The 16251-nt window shown below is 63.1% G+C and carries 19 protein-coding genes; 8 read left to right on the forward strand and 11 right to left on the reverse strand.

Going from position 1 to position 16251, the window contains the following annotated elements; all coding sequences use genetic code 11:
• The 3 genes from NKH35_RS07175 to NKH35_RS07185 all read right to left on the reverse strand — a co-directional run bounded on the left by NKH35_RS07175 (position 1) and on the right by NKH35_RS07185 (position 2891).
• On the reverse strand, positions 1 to 483 hold the full coding sequence (locus NKH35_RS07175; protein ID WP_352913950.1) for a DUF2269 family protein: 483 nt from the start codon (positions 481 to 483) through the stop codon (positions 1 to 3).
• Complete coding sequence (locus tag NKH35_RS07180; RefSeq protein ID WP_023741840.1) at positions 483 to 1769, reverse strand: SDR family oxidoreductase; 1287 nt, start codon at positions 1767 to 1769, stop codon at positions 483 to 485. The genes NKH35_RS07175 and NKH35_RS07180 overlap by 1 nt, the downstream gene beginning before the upstream one ends.
• Before the next feature lie 165 nt (positions 1770 to 1934).
• Positions 1935 to 2891, reverse strand: coding sequence for an NAD(P)/FAD-dependent oxidoreductase (locus tag NKH35_RS07185; RefSeq protein ID WP_352913953.1), 957 nt, complete (start codon positions 2889 to 2891; stop codon positions 1935 to 1937).
• A gap of 188 nt (positions 2892 to 3079) precedes the next feature.
• Here NKH35_RS07185 and NKH35_RS07190 point away from each other — a divergent pair, with 188 nt between their 5' ends.
• From NKH35_RS07190 to NKH35_RS07225, 8 genes are all read left to right on the forward strand, one after another.
• Positions 3080 to 3421 carry a hypothetical protein gene (locus tag NKH35_RS07190; protein ID WP_352913955.1) on the forward strand — a complete coding sequence of 114 codons (342 nt, stop codon included), beginning with the start codon at positions 3080 to 3082 and terminating at the stop codon, positions 3419 to 3421.
• 156 nt (positions 3422 to 3577) lie between these two features.
• On the forward strand, positions 3578 to 4612 hold the full coding sequence (locus NKH35_RS07195; RefSeq protein WP_352651479.1) for an ABC transporter substrate-binding protein: 1035 nt from the start codon (positions 3578 to 3580) through the stop codon (positions 4610 to 4612).
• A gap of 10 nt (positions 4613 to 4622) precedes the next feature.
• A complete protein-coding gene (locus NKH35_RS07200; RefSeq protein WP_023691439.1) occupies positions 4623 to 5390 on the forward strand; it encodes an ABC transporter permease in 768 nt (255 codons plus the stop codon).
• On the forward strand, positions 5390 to 6061 hold the full coding sequence (locus tag NKH35_RS07205) for an ABC transporter ATP-binding protein (protein ID WP_023714661.1): 672 nt from the start codon (positions 5390 to 5392) through the stop codon (positions 6059 to 6061). The genes NKH35_RS07200 and NKH35_RS07205 overlap by 1 nt, the downstream gene beginning before the upstream one ends.
• A complete protein-coding gene (locus tag NKH35_RS07210) occupies positions 6058 to 7233 on the forward strand; it encodes a lanthanide ABC transporter ABC transporter substrate-binding protein PedA1 (protein WP_352913958.1) in 1176 nt (391 codons plus the stop codon). Before NKH35_RS07205 ends, NKH35_RS07210 begins: the two co-directional genes overlap by 4 nt.
• On the forward strand, positions 7221 to 8183 hold the full coding sequence (locus tag NKH35_RS07215; protein ID WP_023729523.1) for a PQQ-dependent catabolism-associated beta-propeller protein: 963 nt from the start codon (positions 7221 to 7223) through the stop codon (positions 8181 to 8183). The genes NKH35_RS07210 and NKH35_RS07215 overlap by 13 nt, the downstream gene beginning before the upstream one ends.
• Positions 8180 to 8905 carry a lanthanide ABC transporter ATP-binding protein PedB/LutE gene (locus tag NKH35_RS07220; RefSeq protein ID WP_023733211.1) on the forward strand — a complete coding sequence of 242 codons (726 nt, stop codon included), beginning with the start codon at positions 8180 to 8182 and terminating at the stop codon, positions 8903 to 8905. Before NKH35_RS07215 ends, NKH35_RS07220 begins: the two co-directional genes overlap by 4 nt.
• Positions 8902 to 9708 carry a lanthanide ABC transporter permease protein PedC gene (locus tag NKH35_RS07225; protein ID WP_023713344.1) on the forward strand — a complete coding sequence of 269 codons (807 nt, stop codon included), beginning with the start codon at positions 8902 to 8904 and terminating at the stop codon, positions 9706 to 9708. The genes NKH35_RS07220 and NKH35_RS07225 overlap by 4 nt, the downstream gene beginning before the upstream one ends.
• Position 9709: 1 nt before the next feature.
• Here the strand turns inward: NKH35_RS07225 and NKH35_RS07230 are convergent, their stop codons facing one another.
• From NKH35_RS07230 to NKH35_RS07265, 8 genes are read right to left on the reverse strand one after another with little or no spacing between them, the layout of a single operon-like run.
• Positions 9710 to 10126, reverse strand: coding sequence for a c-type cytochrome (locus NKH35_RS07230; protein WP_023681113.1), 417 nt, complete (start codon positions 10124 to 10126; stop codon positions 9710 to 9712).
• The gene (locus NKH35_RS07235; protein WP_023733210.1) at positions 10107 to 10985 is read right to left on the reverse strand and encodes a cytochrome c oxidase assembly protein; all 879 of its coding nucleotides are present in this window, start codon (positions 10983 to 10985) and stop codon (positions 10107 to 10109) included. Before NKH35_RS07235 ends, NKH35_RS07230 begins: the two co-directional genes overlap by 20 nt.
• The gene (locus NKH35_RS07240; RefSeq protein ID WP_023681115.1) at positions 10982 to 11323 is read right to left on the reverse strand and encodes a hypothetical protein; all 342 of its coding nucleotides are present in this window, start codon (positions 11321 to 11323) and stop codon (positions 10982 to 10984) included. The genes NKH35_RS07235 and NKH35_RS07240 overlap by 4 nt, the downstream gene beginning before the upstream one ends.
• Entirely contained in the window at positions 11323 to 11928 is a 606-nt protein-coding gene (locus tag NKH35_RS07245; RefSeq protein WP_023733209.1) for a cytochrome c oxidase subunit 3, read from the reverse strand. The genes NKH35_RS07240 and NKH35_RS07245 overlap by 1 nt, the downstream gene beginning before the upstream one ends.
• Positions 11925 to 13901, reverse strand: coding sequence for a cytochrome c oxidase subunit I (gene ctaD / locus NKH35_RS07250; protein ID WP_023733208.1), 1977 nt, complete (start codon positions 13899 to 13901; stop codon positions 11925 to 11927). Before ctaD ends, NKH35_RS07245 begins: the two co-directional genes overlap by 4 nt.
• Positions 13898 to 14911 carry a cytochrome c oxidase subunit II gene (gene coxB / locus NKH35_RS07255; protein WP_023729516.1) on the reverse strand — a complete coding sequence of 338 codons (1014 nt, stop codon included), beginning with the start codon at positions 14909 to 14911 and terminating at the stop codon, positions 13898 to 13900. Before coxB ends, ctaD begins: the two co-directional genes overlap by 4 nt.
• Positions 14908 to 15441, reverse strand: coding sequence for a c-type cytochrome (locus tag NKH35_RS07260; protein ID WP_023668011.1), 534 nt, complete (start codon positions 15439 to 15441; stop codon positions 14908 to 14910). Before NKH35_RS07260 ends, coxB begins: the two co-directional genes overlap by 4 nt.
• Complete coding sequence (locus NKH35_RS07265) at positions 15438 to 16229, reverse strand: substrate-binding domain-containing protein (RefSeq protein WP_023815901.1); 792 nt, start codon at positions 16227 to 16229, stop codon at positions 15438 to 15440. Before NKH35_RS07265 ends, NKH35_RS07260 begins: the two co-directional genes overlap by 4 nt.
• Positions 16230 to 16251 lie beyond the last annotated feature (22 nt).

Here is a 16251-nt window from a genome sequence, read left to right on the forward strand (position 1 = left end):
CTACAACGATGACCACTCGATTGCCGGGCGCGCAATCATCAGCCAGAAAATGGCGAGCACGGCGCCGAAAGCTGGGAAACCGAAGACAAACCAGCGTCTGAACAGCTGATGGTAGCGCTCGGGAGGAGGTTGGTTGGAGAGTGCGGCCTGTGTGGCTAGATTTCGCATCTCGATCTGCATCCACACGACAGGCAGCCAGAACAGGCCCGTTAAGATGTAGAGCAGGATCGAGAGAACGATCCATCCTTCGGACAGCGAATACCCCGCAACCCTAGCGAGGCCCAGTCCGGTCAAAGGTTGTGCGACAACGGCCGTAGCCGTGAACAGGAAATCCGCCAGCACGACAATGCGGGCGACGGCTGCGATCATCGCGGCATTCCCGGTCCGGTGTGCCAAAAGCATGAAAAAAGCAATGCCGGCACCAGTTCCGAGCAGCACAGCAGCGCCGATCACGTGCAGGTATTTAAGCACGAAGTACATCATCAGCGTTCCTCCAGAATGGCCAGCGCTGCAAAATGCAGAACGAGGATCGGGAGGATTTTGATCAACGGACCGAGTGGCTCAAGCCAAAGATCCGGCCGCAGAATGCTCCCAGCGATCGCATAGAAAAGCGATACCGCGATTGCGCCGAAAAGACCAAGCCGGCTGGTTGGGCGCCAGGCGATAAGCGCCCCGACGGCGATGTCAGCCAGCGCGCCGGCGACTACCGCCGGTTCGGCCAAGGGGCCGGCAGCAGTGCCAATCAGCAAATCAACTCCGCTGCGCCAGCCGGCAGTGAGGGAAATGATGCCCGTCATGATCCAGAAGAGCGGCAAGATGACAAAGAGCGCCGGCTTGACGAAGTAAAGACCGGCGAACCATCGCTCCTGCACCGTCGCAGGATTTAAACGCAGTGCAGATGTAAGACTTGATGGTTGAATGCCGGTCGCCGTCATCCAGGGTTGGGGATCGCCGACAGCGCCACGGGCAATCTCTTTTGCTGCATTGCTGCGCATCGGCGGGCGCCAGCCCAGCTGAGCCGCGGCATCCCCGAACCTGTACAAGATAGCTGCGGCCCAATTGGGCAAGATGAACTCCCGAGCACTGCTCCATCCGAACCAGCGGCGATAGCGACCCACGACCTCGCTCATCGAAAGTGCCTCGGGCCCAGCCAGGTCCAGCGTGAGGTGCGATGGGCTGCCGGGTTTGAGGAAGAACAGGACGGTGGAGATCACGTCATCGAGTTGGACGACTTGGAGACGGCCCGTGTCGGGCATCAACGGCAAGAGCGGCAACGCCGCGAGGCCGCGAAAAAGTGCACTTGCGCCGAAGGCCGGCCTTCCCAGTACTACGGAGGGGCGCAGGATGACCCAGTCAAGGCTACGTGCCATCAGTGCCTCATCGCCGGCGAGCTTGCTGGCGGAAAAGGCGGACGGCTGCTGGCGATCGACCCCGATGGCAGAAAAGTGGATCACCTTATTCACACCTGCGTGCTCACACGCGGTGAAGAGAGCCGAGGCGCCGGTAGAATGGACATGCCGGGTGTTTTCCCGGGCACTATCCTGCAGGACGCCGGCACAGTTTACGACGGCGTCCACACCGGCGAGATAGGGGGTCCAGTCCTGAGGTCGCAAGGCCCGCGCCATATCCAGGGAAACGGTTTGGATCTCCGGGTGGACGCCAGTGTCTGCGTGGTGAAGCACGCGGACCACTTCATGACTCTCGCCGGCCAGGCGCGCGCAAAGCGCGGCTCCAATCAGACCTGACGCGCCGGTGACGAGAATTTTCATTCCTTCCTCCAGCCGTTCGCCAGCGCGTGCCCGTCCATCAACCCAGCGGCTGCGCCTGGGAGAACTCTAGCAAAGCCGAAGCCGGTAGTCTCAGGCCGGGTGGAACAGGTTCCGGGCATCAACGCAGCCAAAGGTGAGCCGGTACGGTGAGTTCGCATCTGCAGGTCAACTTCGCCGGAAGTTCGTCGCCGGCTCGGCGCAATCGCGGAGGTCGTTATGAATGTGAGTTGCAGCCTTGGCGGCGTCTCCGAACGCAACAGCAATTTGATTGAGCCCCTCGGCCACGTCGCCAATGGCATAGAGTCCCGGCGTTGAAGTCTCAAGGTGTCGGTTGACCAGGACATAGCCTTCTGCGTCACAGTTAGCCCCCAGAGCAACCGCGAGTTCGGAGCGTACGTCGCTGCCCATCGAAGGGTACACCACATCGATGTTGCGCATCGGGGCGCCCTCGGCCATGACGACATCGAACCCGGTTCGTCGAGGGATCAGGTCATCGACAGCGTCCCAGATTTCAACTCCGCCTGCCAAGGCGGCGCCGCGGGCAGCTTCGGAAACATCATCCTGGTTATTGGCGAGCAAGGCGACCTGACTGCCATATCCCTTCAGGAACAGAGCCTCCCTGACGGCGAGATGCTCCGGACCAACAACGCCGATGCGGCTACCCCGGGCCTCATATGCATCGCAAACCGGGCACAGTCTGACAATGCCGGTTGCGATCGCCTCCTCCAGTCTTTCAATGGGAGGTGCCTTGTCCACAATGCCCGTTGCCAGAATCACGCGCCTTGCTTGGACAATCCCGCAGGTGGTCGTCAGGACAAAAAAACCCTCGCGTTTTTCGGCGTGGCCTACGCAACCATGGACAATGCTCGCGCCGTATAGCTGTGCCTGGGCTCGTAGGCGGCCGAGCAGTTCTTCCCCGCTGATGCCGTCGGGGAAGCCGGGACAGTTGCGGGATTTTGGGATGAGCTTGGCACGCGCATGCCCCGCGTCGAGCGAGATCACCGAACGCAGAAACCTGGCTAAATACATGGCTGCAGCGAGCCCCGCGGGGCCGCCGCCGACGATGGCAACGTCAAAAACTTGTTCGCCCGAAAAACTTGGTTCGCCCGAAAAGCTTGGCATAGGGCCTAACTTCAACTCAACAAGCTTGTTCCACAGGGTCGAAATGGACGCAATCAGGATGCACACTGCGCGATAAGAGTGAACTCCAATCGAGTCGTGAAGAGAAAGGCCACTGCCTCATCAAGCCTGCAAAAACCTCGTGGCTCCCAACGCTGTGAGTACAGCGCCACTGGGAAAGTGAACGCATCATGGAACTTCGGCTCATCGTCGCGCTTAGTTTGGCGAAAGGGTGGTCTGAGATGAGCGCGACCAGAGAGTTTTTTCAAAACTGGCTACAGGAGAATGTCGGCACACTTCCTGGTCGAGAGGAAGTCAGCGTCGCGGTGCTCGCTCAGCAATTCGAGCAAGATGCCGAGGTGGCTGGTTATGGGCGTGAAGTAAGGGAGGACGAACTCGGAAACATCGAAGATGCTATCGTGCAAGCGATCGAGAACGTCGGGTCCGGGGTGCAGAGCCCGAGCTCCGAAAAGAGCGATCCGGCACCTGTAATGGACGCGTTGGAGGTCGATGATGCCAAGAGCGGACCGTAGCCCCTGACACCTTCTTCTGTTCGCCTGAGCAAGCCCCCGGGCTGCCATACGAGCTGAAAAACGGACCTTAGGTGCTTTCCCGTTAGTTCCATGCACCATTGAGGAACATTCCTGCCGCCACGGCGTTAGGAAAGTTCCTTCACACCCGGTGCGCCCGTGCTGACTGCTACCCTTCCAGGCGAATGGCTGACCCGGCATGATCAGGGTCACATCTCGCGGCGGGCCGCTCTTGCGGGTATTTGTTGCTGGCTATTGGGTCCTTCCGCAGAAGCCGCGCCACAGCCATCGCCGCTCGTGCGATTTGGCGTGCTGGGATTTGGCACCGCCGCCTGGGAAGTTGACGTCATGCGGCGACATGCGTTGGACACTGTGCACGGCGTATCAATCGAGGCTCAGCGGCTTGCCGGTACCGAAGCCGGTAAGACCGCATTGCTGGCGGGCAGCGTCGACGTCATCGTTTCGGACTGGGTGTGGGTCATGCGCCAGCGCAGCGAAGGCGCTGATCTGGTCTTCTATCCCTATTCTCGTGCCGTCGGCGCGCTGGAACTGCCGCAAGGCTCGCCCATTCGAACTCTTGCGGACCTCAAGGGCAAAAGGCTGGGGATCGCAGGTGGTCCGCTGGACAAAAGCTGGATCCTGTTGCGCGCGCTCGGCCTCCGTCAGGTGAAGCGCGATCTTGCTGAAGAGGTGGAGCCAGTGTTCGGCGCGCCGCCTTTGTTGGAGCAGGAATTTCTGGCGGGGCGACTGGATGCACTGCTGACGTTCTGGAATTTCGCCGCCCGTCTCGAGTCAGAGGGGGCAAGGCCTCTGCTCAGTGTCGCGCAAATCCTGCAGGGGCTTGGCGTATCCGTGGACTTGCCGATGCTCGGCTACGTCTTCCATGAAAGCTGGGCGCGGGCCAACCCGGTAGCCCTCGCGCGATTCACGAGCGCGACCGCGGCAGCGAAGTCGCTGCTCGAGTCTTCGGACGACGAATGGCGGGTGCTCGCGCCCCAATTGGGCACGGACGATCCTCACCTACAGGCGGCGTTACGCGCCGCCTATCGAGCCGGAATCCCTCGTCGGTTCGGCAAAGACGAACGTGATGGCGCGGCCCGGTTGTTTGCAATCCTGGCCGAATTGGGCGGCGAGGATCTGGTCGGCAAGGCGACGAGCCTCGATCCTGGTGTCTTCCGGGCCATACCGGCTTGAGCTCGCGCCAATGACCGATGTCCCAGCGTTCCCCATCACAATGCAGCGTTGGCAATCGGCTGCGGCATTGCTGACCATGGTGCTCGTCTGGCAGATTGCATCATCGATCGCCGCCGATCGGCTGTTTCCTGGTCCGGTCCAGGTTGTTTCGGTTCTCCTGCACGAAGCGGTTCGGGGCGAGCTGCCATACCATTTGGGCATCTCGCTTGCGCGCGTCGTGGCAAGCCTCGGGTCGGCAATAGTCATCGGCGCGGCCCTTGGCTACGCGGCAGGCCGCTCGCACAGAGCCGACATATGGATGAGGCCTTGGATCGTGTTACTCCTCAACATGCCGGCGCTGATCACGGTCATTCTAATTTATATCTGGCTTGGTCTTGCCGAGACCGCGCTTGTCCTTGCGGTCGCGCTCAACAAGATCCCCAATGTCGTGGTGACTATTCGTGAAGGCGCCAGCCGGCTGGACAAGGACTTTGCCGAAATGGCTGAGCTCTATCGCTTCGGGCGTGCTGCAAAGCTGCAGCATGTCGTGCTGCCGCAATTGGCGCCGTTCTTTCTCGTCACCCTGCGCAGCGGGCTGGCACTAACGTGGAAGATCGTGTTGCTCGCCGAACTGCTCGGCCGCTCCAACGGCGTCGGGTTCCAGCTACAGGTCTATTTTCAGAACTTTGACGTCACCCACATCCTTGCCTATGCGATCAGCTTCGGCGTTGTGATGCTTGCCATCGAGTATGGACTGCTTGTGCCGTTGGAACGCCGTCTGTTCGCCTGGCGACGCTGATGCTGAGGATCAGGATCGAGGACAAGACTTTCCCCGGTGACGACGGCCAGCGCCGGACGATCTTTCGCGCGCTGTCGCTTGATATAGCCGACGGACAGGTCTGCGTCCTGACCGGCCCTTCCGGTGTCGGCAAGTCGACGCTGCTGTCGATCGTTTCGGGCGTCGACCGCGAATTTCGCGGCAGCGTGAGCGGACGACCGCTTCCGATAGGCATGCTGTTCCAGACACCGAGGCTGCTGCCCTGGCTCACCGCCTTGCGCAATGTAGAGATGGCCATCCCGGATCGCGCGCCCGATGCGGCCCGGTGGCTTGCCGCTGTCGGCCTGAAAGGCAATGAGAAGAGCTATCCGCAGCGACTCTCGGGCGGCATGGCGCGGCGCGTAGCGCTTGCCCGGGCGCTCGCCGTGGAGCCTGCGCTCCTGCTCCTCGACGAGCCATTCGCTTCACTCGACGAGGCGACCGCGCAAGACATGCGCCGCCTGCTGCAGGATTGTTTCGCCAGTCGGCGGACTACCACGCTGCTGGTTACGCATGATCTCGCATATGCCTCGTCGCTGGGTGATCGGGTTATTGTTCTGGAGGGATCGCCGGCCCGCATCGTGCGCGATGTCGCAATCTCTCGTGGCGATGAAGCGGGATCGTCGCGCTTTGGGCTGGGGGCGACACAATGAGACTGTTGCTGGGCCTTCTCTTTCTTTTGCTGATCACCGGCCCTGGCGCCACCGAGCAACAGACGATGGTGATCGGGTATATCGGCCAGGAGCGCAAACCGGCTCTGCCCCTTGGACCCCTTGATGAAACCGTCACCGACGACGGCCTGCAAGGCGCACGGCTCGGCATTGCCGACGACGAAAGCACCGGCCGGTTTCTTGGGCAGAAATTTCGGCTGGAGGAAAGGATATTGAAACCAACCGAAACGCCGGACGACGCGGTAAGACAATTCGCCGATGCCGGCATCGCCTTTGTCGTCGCCGATCTCGACGCCAGTCAGCTTCTACAGGCCAGTGCCGCGCCCGGTGCCGAGCAGATGACGTTGCTCAACAGCCGGGCGCCGGACGACGTGCTTCGCCAGCAGGACTGCCGTCGGAACGTGCTGCACACGATCCCGAGCCGCGCCATGCTCGCCGACGGGCTGGCGCAATATCTCGCCTGGAAGCGCTGGCAGCGTTGGTTCCTGCTTGTGGGGCCGCATTCGCAGGATCAGGCGATGGCTGCGGCCTTTCGACGGGCGGCGGCTCGCTTCGGAGCCGAGATCACGATCGACCAGCCGTGGACATTCAGGCCCGCCAACGGACGTGCCGATACAGGGCATGTCACGCTGCAGACCGAAATACCGGCGGTCACGCAGGTCAGCGACTATGATGTGCTCGTGGTCGCCGACGAGGCGGATGAATTCGGCGCCTATCTGGAGGGCCGCACTGCGCTGCCGAGAATCGTCGCCGGCACGCAAGGGCTTGTCGCCACAGGCTGGAGCGCTGTCAGCGAGGAATGGGGCGCCACGCAACTGCAGGACCGTGTCCACAGGCAGGCAGGGCGCTGGATGTTGCCCAGCGACTACGCGGCCTGGCTCGCTGTGCGCAGTATCGGCGAAGCGGCGACGCGCCTGCACAGTCTCGATCCCGCGGCAATCGGCAGATATATACGCGGCGACGCGTTTCTTCTCGCTGGCTTCAAGGGGCAGGGGCTTAGTTTCCGTCCCTGGGACGGACAGATGCGCCAGCCCATTTTGATCGCCGGGCCTCGCCTCTTGATTTCCAGCTCACCGCAACCGGGCTTCCTGCATCAGCGCACGCCGCTCGACACGCTGGGCATCGACCTGGAGGAGAGCACATGCAAGTTCTGATGACGCTGTTGTTGGCGGCGTTCGCTCTTGCTGCTCCCGCCGCCGCCGAGACCATCTATGTTTCCAATGAGCAGGATAATACGGTTGCGGTCGTCGACGGCGTGACAATGACTTTGCTGGCGACGATCGATGTCGGCCGCCGTCCGCGCGGGCTGGCACTGTCGATCGACAACAAGATGCTGTTCGTCGCGGAAGGCGACGACAACCGCATCGACGTGGTCGACGTCGCGAAGCGGCGGGTCGTCGGGGAATTGCCTTCGGGAGCCGATCCGGAATTCTTCGCAGTCCATCCCGATGGCAAGCGGCTGTTCGTCGCCAACGAGAATGACAATCTGGTGTCGGTGGTGGACATCGCCGCGGCCAAGGTCATCGGCACCGTGGATGTCGGCGTCGAACCGGAAGGAATGGCGGCCAGCGCCGACGGCCGCTATGTCGCCTGCACTTCGGAGACCACCAGCATGGTGCATCTGATCGACGCAGGCACGCTTGAACTCGTCGACAATCTGCTGGTCGATACCCGGCCGCGCGCGGCTTTATTCTCGCCGGACGGGAAGCAATTCTGGGTGTCCTCGGAGATCCGGGGCACTGTCACCGTCTTCGACACGGCAACGCGCGCACAGACCGGCAAAGTCGAGTTCGAGGTGCCGGGTATACGACGCGAGGGTGTGCAGGCGGTCGGCATGGCGACGTCTCGCGATGGCACGACCGTCTATGTGGCGCTCGGCCCCGCCAACAGGATTGCGGAAGTCGATGTGAAAACGCTGGCGGTCCGTCGGCTCTACCTTGTTGGTCAACGACCCTGGCACGTTGCGCTCTCCGGCGACGAGAAGCGCCTGGTCAGCGCAAACGGGAATTCCGGCGATATTTCGTTTATCGATCTGGAAAACCAGGAGGTGGTGAAATCGCTGCCGGTAGGGCGGGGGCCGTGGGGCGTCGTGATCGGGCCATGAACGCCTTGTCGGTCGAGAATCTGGGCCATAGTTTCGGAAACCGGCGGGTTCTCGACGGCGTCTCTTTCTCTGTGGCCCAAGGCAGGATGTGCATCTTGCTAGGCCGCAACGGCGCCGGCAAGACGACGTTGTTCTCGCTGATCACCGGTCTTTATCACGCCCGCTCCGGCTCGGTGCATGTCTTCGACCAGGCGATGGATGTCAACCCGTCCGCCGCGTTGGCGCAGATGGGCGTCGTCTTCCAGTTGCCGACCCTCGACCTCGATCTGACGGCCGGCGAGAACCTGCGTTACCACGCGGCCTTGCATGGGCTTAGCCAGGCCTTGAGCAAGGAGCGCTCCATCCACGAACTCGGCCGGCTGGACGTGCTGGACAGGATCGACGATCCTGCCCGAGCGCTTTCCGGGGGGCAGCGTCGCCGTGTCGAGATCGCACGTGCTCTGATGCATAGCCCACGCCTTTTGCTGCTGGATGAGCCGACCACCGGGCTCGACGTGCCGGGCCGCCGCGCGCTCGAGCGGCACGTGCGGGAGCTTTGCCGCCAGCGCGGCATTGCCGTTCTGTGGGCAACACATTTTCTGGAAGAACTAACGGCGGATGACGATGTGGTGGTGCTGCATCGAGGCACAATCCGGTGGGCCGGCCGCGCCGATCGGCTGGCTGCCGATCTCGGTGTGGCGAGCACGGGCGAGGCCTTCGCGTCGCTGACGGAGTCCGAATGAAAACGTCTCACGCAGTGCGCGCGCTCAACGGCATCCTGCGCAGGGAGATGCTGCGCACGTTGCGGCAACGCGGCCGGCTGCTCTCGGCGATGGTGCGGCCGCTGGTCTGGCTGGCAATCTTTGCCGCTGGCTTCCGCTCCGTTCTCGGTCTGTCGATAACGCCACCCTACCAGACCTATGTTCTCTATGACGTATATGTGGTGCCTGGGCTAGCGGCCATGATGCTGCTCTTCCATGCCATGGCGAGTTCGCTGGCCATGGTCTACGATCGCGAGATGGGCAGCATGCGCCTGTTGTTGACCGCACCATTGCCGCGCTGGTACCTGCTTGCGGCGCGCCTGCTGGCCAGCGTGATCGTCGGCGTGCCGCTGGTCTACTTGTTTCTGTTGATCGCGCGTTTCTGGGATGTGCGGCCGCCCGTTCTCGGCTACGTCGCGGTATTTCCGGCGCTCGTGCTGGCGGGCCTGATGCTTGGCGCGTTCGGCCTGCTTGTCTCCTCGGTTTCGACACAGATGGAGAACTTTGCCGGTGTCATGAATTTCGTCATCTTTCCGGTGTTCTTTGCCTCGACGGCGCTCTATCCGCTGTGGCGGCTTGCCGAGGCGGGACCGGTGCTGGCAACAATCGCCGCCTGGAACCCGTTCAGCTCGGCGGTCGAGCTGATACGCTTCGCGCTCTATCTGCGGTTCGATCCTGTCGCGGCGGTTGTGGTCCTTGGCTGCCTCATCGCCTTCTTCCTCGCGGCGGTCATCGGCTATGACCCCGGCCGCGGCTTGTGGTCCCGGCGCGGCGGCGAGGGCTGATTTACCTCAAAGCATAGAGATAAGCGGCGATGTCCCGCGCCTGTTGCTCGGTGATCCTCGTCGACGGCATGGCCGTGTGCGGATTGACTTCCCTCGCCGAGCGTATCCAGCGGATCATGTTCTCCGGATTGTTTGCCAGCAGGCCACCGATAAAGACCCTGTCGGCAAGGCCACCGTCCAGGCGGGGTCCGACCTGGCCTTGCGCACCCGGCACGCCGGGTATCGTATGGCAGCCGGAGCAGCCATTCGCCGTCATGATTGGAATGGCGCGGGCGCCTACGCCGCCGGTCGCCGCATCCGACTCGTGCCGGACGCGCTCGCGCCTGTCGGACCACAAAGTCGCCGCTGCGACAGCCGCAGCCAGCAGCAGGATTGCGGCAAGGGCGCCCCCGATCAGCCTACCCAGATCGGAGCGCATGTGTTGCCTCCCTGGTTGCGCTGCTGCTTATCCAGAGGCCGGCGAGCAGCAAGGCGGCGCCGCCATAGGTCAAGCCTGCCGGAACCCACATTACCAATCCGGCGAGCTGCTGGTCCTCGATCGCGGTCATTCCCCACAATGCCGCGCCGGCGCCATTCTCCGGATACCAGAGTTTGGGCGACATCAGCAGCAGGACACCGAGCAGGCCGGTATGAAGCGAGGTGAAGAAAAGATGCATGACGGAGTTGCCATAGGTTTGCTGTCGACCGGGGCGCGGTAGGAGCGCCCACCAGAACAGCAAGGCTGTGCCGAGGAAGCTCGCATGCTGGGCATAATGGAGAAAGCCCTGCTGGAGCGCTGCCTGGAACAACGCCGGAATGTGCCAGATCCAGATGGCGACGCCGTGAATGATCGTCGCGTTGAGGGGGCGGATCACCAGGGCCCAAACCGATTGCAGCGTCTTTGCGCGCGTGAACTTGCCCGTCCCGCGGCGAAGTGAGGCCGGCAAGGACCAGAGCAGGACTGCGCCTGGGCGCGCGGCGACAAGGAGAGGCGCCGCCACCGCCATCAGCAGTTCATGCTCGATCATATGGGCGGCAAACACCCGCTCGCCGAGCGCATGGATGGGGCTGACCAGTGCTGCCGTCAGCACGCCCCAACCGGCGGCGAACAACAACGCCTGCCGCATCCGCTCGGGACGGCCTCGGCTGCTGCGGCGCCACAACCGAGTCGCTCCGATGGCATAAAGGAAGGCAATCGCGGCCAGCGGAAACGTGATGGGAAATGCGAGCGTCCATCCGGCCTCGGGCGCGCCGGCGCCGTAGCAGATCGAGGTCGAGAAGAACGCGTCGAAGCTCATCGCAGGCACTCGTCGAGAATGAGAGCCGCGCTGCCTTGCATGATGATGACGAGGGCAAACAGCAATGCCGCAAGCATGCCGAGATCGGCGACGAACTGCTCGGTGCTGCGCGTGCGCTCAGGCTTGAAGGCGGCGCCGCCCTGCCGCTTCGCCCGCCATGACAAGGCACCGCCGAGCAGCGAAAGCACGGCGAGCACCAGTGCCACGGGAAGCACCACCGGCACCTGGCGGTTGCACTGCCATGGCACGAGTGCGTAGTTCAGCTGCGTCGAGATTGCCCAAGCCATCGGCCCCGACAGAAGACCACCCCAGGACGTTCCCATTTTCAACGCACGCATCAGCCTAGCCTCGGCATCCAGTAGATGAGCAGATAGATCGGGATCCAGGTCAGCACCACGAAATCCCAATAGAAGACATTGTCGCCGACATCGCCGAAGCGCCGGCCGCTATAGCCATGGCGTGTGAACATCAGCACCGTCAAAACGATGGTGTCGCCGACATCGGTGATCAGGTGTGTGGTATGCAGCCCGAGCAGCACCCAGAGCATCGAACCATAGGCGTTCGTGTCCCAGTAGATGTTCAGCGCCGGGAATTCGAACCAGCGCACGACAAGCGGGGCCAGACCGAGCAGCGACATCACCACCAGCCCGATCCGCACCGGCACGATCGCGCATTGCTTGGCGTAGCCGTGGAGCATGTGGTTCGGCACCACGCTGATGATAAACAGGATGGTGACGATCGTTCCGGGCCAATGGTTGGGTTCCGGGGCGCTTAGACGCCAATTGGGCCACAAGGTCGCGAGATAGAGATAAGCGCCCGCGGCCAGCGCGAAGCCCATCCCCTCCAGTGCCATGAAGCCGAGCGTTCCCCACCAGGTCGGGCTGCGCGGACCATGTCCAAAGGTCGGGAGGTCCGAAAGATCCAAGCTGGGACGCTCACTCATCCCTCATCCTCCGGGTCGTCCTTGGGCCAGAACCAGCCGATCAAGGTGATGGCGATCGGCGCGGCGCCCCAGACGATCGCCCAGGGCGTGAAGATCGAATAGACAAACGTACCGCCGACAGCGATTGCCGCCAGCAGCGGCCAGATCGACGGTGTCGCCGATTTCTCGCGAATGTCGGGGTGGGCTTCCGCCACGGTTGAGATCAACAGCTCACGGACATCGACGCGGAGTCCGGTCGCCACAGGCGGCGCCTCCCGTTCGGCCCAGAGCGGCTCGACGTGTGTGACAATCGGTATCCGCGCGAAATTATAGCTTGGCGGCGGCGAAGACGTCGCCCATTCGAGCGTACCGGCATCCCAGGGATTGTTTCCGGCCAGTGCGCCCTTCAACGCGCCGTGTACAAGATTGAACGTGAACAGTACGAAGCTGAGGAAAAAGAGCACCGCGCCGGCGCTGATGAACAGGTTGATGTTGCCCCAGCCAAGCTCGGCCGGATAGGTGTAGACCCTTCGTGGCATGCCCCAGAGCCCGACGAGATGCATTGGGAAAAAAGCCGCGTTGAAGCCGATGAAAGCCAGCCAGAAATGCCAGCGCCCGAGACGCTCGCTCATCATGCGGCCGCTGATCTTGGGGAACCAGAAATAGGCAGCGCCCAGCAGCGGGAAGACCGAACCGCCGATCAGCACGTAATGGAAATGGGCGACGACGAAATAGGTGTCGTGCACCTGGAGGTCCAGCGGCACCGAAGCGAGCATGACGCCGGTGAGGCCGCCGATGACGAAGATGAAAAAGAAGCCGAACACGAACAGCAGCGGCGTGCGGATCACCGGCCTGCCGTCCCACAAGGTCGCCAGCCAGCAGAAGATCTGAACGCCATTGGGGATGGCGATCAGCATGCTCGACGCGGTGAAGAAGCTGGCGCCGAGCTTGGGTAGCCCCGTCGCGAACATGTGATGGACCCAGAGGCCGAACGAAAGGAAACCGACGGCGATCAGCGACAAGACCAGCCCGAGATGCCCGAACACGGGACGCCGGGCGAAGACCGGGATGATCGCGGAGACCATGCCCGTCGCCGGCAGGAAGATGATGTAGACCTCGGGATGGCCAAAGAACCAGAACAGATGCTGGAAGAGCAGTGCGTCGCCGCCCTCGGCGGGGTTGAAGATATGTGTGCCGACCAGCCGGTCGAGGATCAGGAAGGTCGAGGTGATCATCACCGCGGGCATGGCGAAGACGACGACGAAGGAGGTAACCAGCATTGCCCAGACGTAGAGCGGAATCCTGTCCAGCGACATGCCGGGGGCTCGCTGCTTGAACACGGTGACGATGGTTGCCACCGCGACGGCCAGTGAGGAAACTTCTGTATAAGTGATCATCTGGGCCCACACGTCGGCCCGCTTGCCCGGCGCGAATTCGGGGCCTGACAGCGGCACATAGGCAAACCAGCCGACGTCGGGCGCCATGTTGAGCGCGAAAGACACCCAGGCGAATATGCCGCCCGAAACATAGATCCAGTAGCTGAACGCGTTCAGGCGGGGAAAGGCGATGTTGCGGCTGCCGACCATCAGCGGGACGAGATAGATGCCTGTCGCCTGCACGATGGGCACGGCGAACAGGAACATCATGGTCACACCATGCATCGTGAACAGCTGGTTGTAGAGGTCCGGGCCGATCAGACCGCGCTGCGGCCCTGAGAGCTGGATGCGCATGGCGACAGCGTTGAGCCCGCCCAGGCACAGAAACACGAAGGCGGTGATCAGATAGCGCCGTGCGACGACCTTGTGGTCGACGCTCGACAGCGCGCCGATGATGCCGGGGGGCGTGCGCCATGTCCGCGCCAGCCAGCGATCCAGGCTGGCATCGTCCATGCCGGTGTCGCGCGGTCCGTCATGCTCGGGTGCGACGTCTCCCGCGGTAGAGGTTTCACGCACCGGCGGCAGGTCGCGTTCGCTTGTGAGGTCTGCGCTGCTCATTTAAGCGCCTCGAGGTAGGCGACCATGGCGTTGAGTTCGTCGCCGCTGAGCTCCACCACCGGCATGTGGGATCCGGGCTTGATGCCCTGTGGGTCGGCTATCCAGGCGGCGAGATTGCCGCGGCTCATTGTCAATGTCCCGGCGGCAAGCGTCTGCCGGCTGGCTATATGGGTGAGGTCGGGGGCGACCGTTCCTCCGGCAGGCGTGCCGCCTATTCTGTGACACATCACGCAAGGGCGCTTCAGAAACAGATCCTGGCCGGCCTTGGCCTCGTCCCCCGTCGGAGTAGCGGCCGGCTGCAACTGGTCGTTCCACCAGGCGTCGAACTTCGCACGCGGCTCGGCGATGATGAAGGTGCCCATGTTTGCGTGCTGCGCCCCGCAGAACTCGGCGCATTGACCTCGGTACACACCAGGCTTGTCTGCCTTGAGGTCGAGCACGTTCATGTGGCCGGGAATGAGGTCGAGCTTGCCCGAAAGGCTCGGGATCCAGAAGGAATGGATGACGTCGGTCGAGGTCAGAAGAAGCCGCACCGGCTCCCCGGCTGGGATATGGATCTCGTTCGCCGTGGTCAGGATGCGGCTTGGCGTGGCATCCTCATAGCGCACCTCCCACCACCATTGATGGCCGGTGACCCGAATGGTCAGTGCGGCATCCGAGCCGATCGCGGCGAGCGTCCTGTTGGCGAAGAAGCTCAGCAAGGTCAGTCCGATCAGGACAATGGCGGTCAACCCGACGGCGGTCATCACCGCGCGCAGCTTCCGGTCGTCGGCGCCGGCCTCGATCGCGAGCGGCTCCGCCTGCGCGCGCGACCGCATCATCAAGGGCACGACGAGGGCGATCATCACCAGCACCCACACCACGGCGCAGAGCGCGGTGAAGAACCAGATCAGCCACGCCAGTTCGCTCGCCGCGGGACCTTTCGGGTCGAGGGCGGATTGCCAGCCCGCGCATCCCTGGAGCAACAGAGCCCCGGCGGTGGCGAACGCCATCGAGACGAGACGTTTCACGGCGACTTCCCCAGCGTGGCCGCGTCGGGCATGCGGTTTTCCGAAGGATGCGCCATCATGTCGTCATTGCGTTGCGGCGCGGCGGAAGACGGCGCGTTGCCGCTCAGCGAGCGCACGAAAGCCGCAAGCTCCCAGATCTGGTCGTCGGGAATTTTGTCGCGGAAGCTCGGCATGCCGTTTGGCCGACCGTCGCGGATCGTGGCATGGATGCTTTCGATCGAGCTGCCATAGAGCCACTTCTGGTCCATCAGGGCCGGCCCCATGCCGCCGCCGCCATTGGCGTGGCATCCCGAACAGTTGAACCAGCCGAAAAGCCGTTTCCCTTCGCTCATGTGGAAGGCGTTGGCCTCGAAGCTCGCCGCCTTGTTATCGCTGGCGGGGGGGCGCTGTCCGCCGGGCTCCAGCGTGGTCACAGGCGTCGGCTGCTCGCCCGATCCGAGCGCCGATTGCGGGCGCGTGTCACGTTCCTCGCGCTGGCAGGCAGCGAGCGCCAGGACTGGAAACAGGAGCATGGCCACAACGGCTCTCATCGCACCGGGCTCCCCGAGGCATCGAGGCGCGGCACGCCATACTGTGACAGCAAGGCATCTATCTCGACCTTGTGCCTGGACAGGGCGCCATTGACATCGCCGCGCAGCGCATCGTCTTCGCGGCGGACGCCCATCGAGATGTCGTAGATCATCGGCAGTTGCGGTCCATCGATGCGGGGCGCAACCGGCGTGATGCGGAGCGGCACCTTCTGCCTTGCGGCGAAGTAGCCGGCGAGGGGGCCCCAGACCACGGCAAGGTCGATCTCGCCACTCGCCACCGCTTCGACGATGCGCGCCGGCGGGTTGGGGGCGGAATAATCGCCATAGACCGGATAGCCAACGAGGTGCCCGACGATACCGCGGCGGCCAAGCGCCTGGACCGGAGGCGAATTGGCGCCATCGTCGCCGATGAGCTGAACACCGATCCGCATGTCGCGCAGCCGCGGATCATTGAACGATGCTACGTCGGGGCCGTCCCTGCGGGTGACGAAGACATAGGACGATCGGTAGTAGGGCGTGGTGGTGCGCAGCATTTCGAGGTTGCTCGGCGTGCCCGGCACGAGATCGCACAGGCCCGCCTTCAGCGTGTTGCGGATGAAGCCGCGGCGCTGCGCCCACCAGGTATAGGTCAGCTTCGCGCCGAGATCGGACGCAACGATTTCGGCGATCCTGTTCTCGAAGCCCTGACCGGCCGCGTTGGAGAACGGCATGTTGTTCGGATCGGCGCAGACCCTCAACTCACGTGCGTCGGCTGTGGCCGTCAAGAACACGAAGGCGATGGCGGCCATGCCGATCGCCAGTCGTTGACAC

Origin of the sequence: Mesorhizobium sp. M1143, from assembly GCF_040318435.1 — a bacterium.
Lineage (GTDB): Bacteria > Pseudomonadota > Alphaproteobacteria > Rhizobiales > Rhizobiaceae > Mesorhizobium.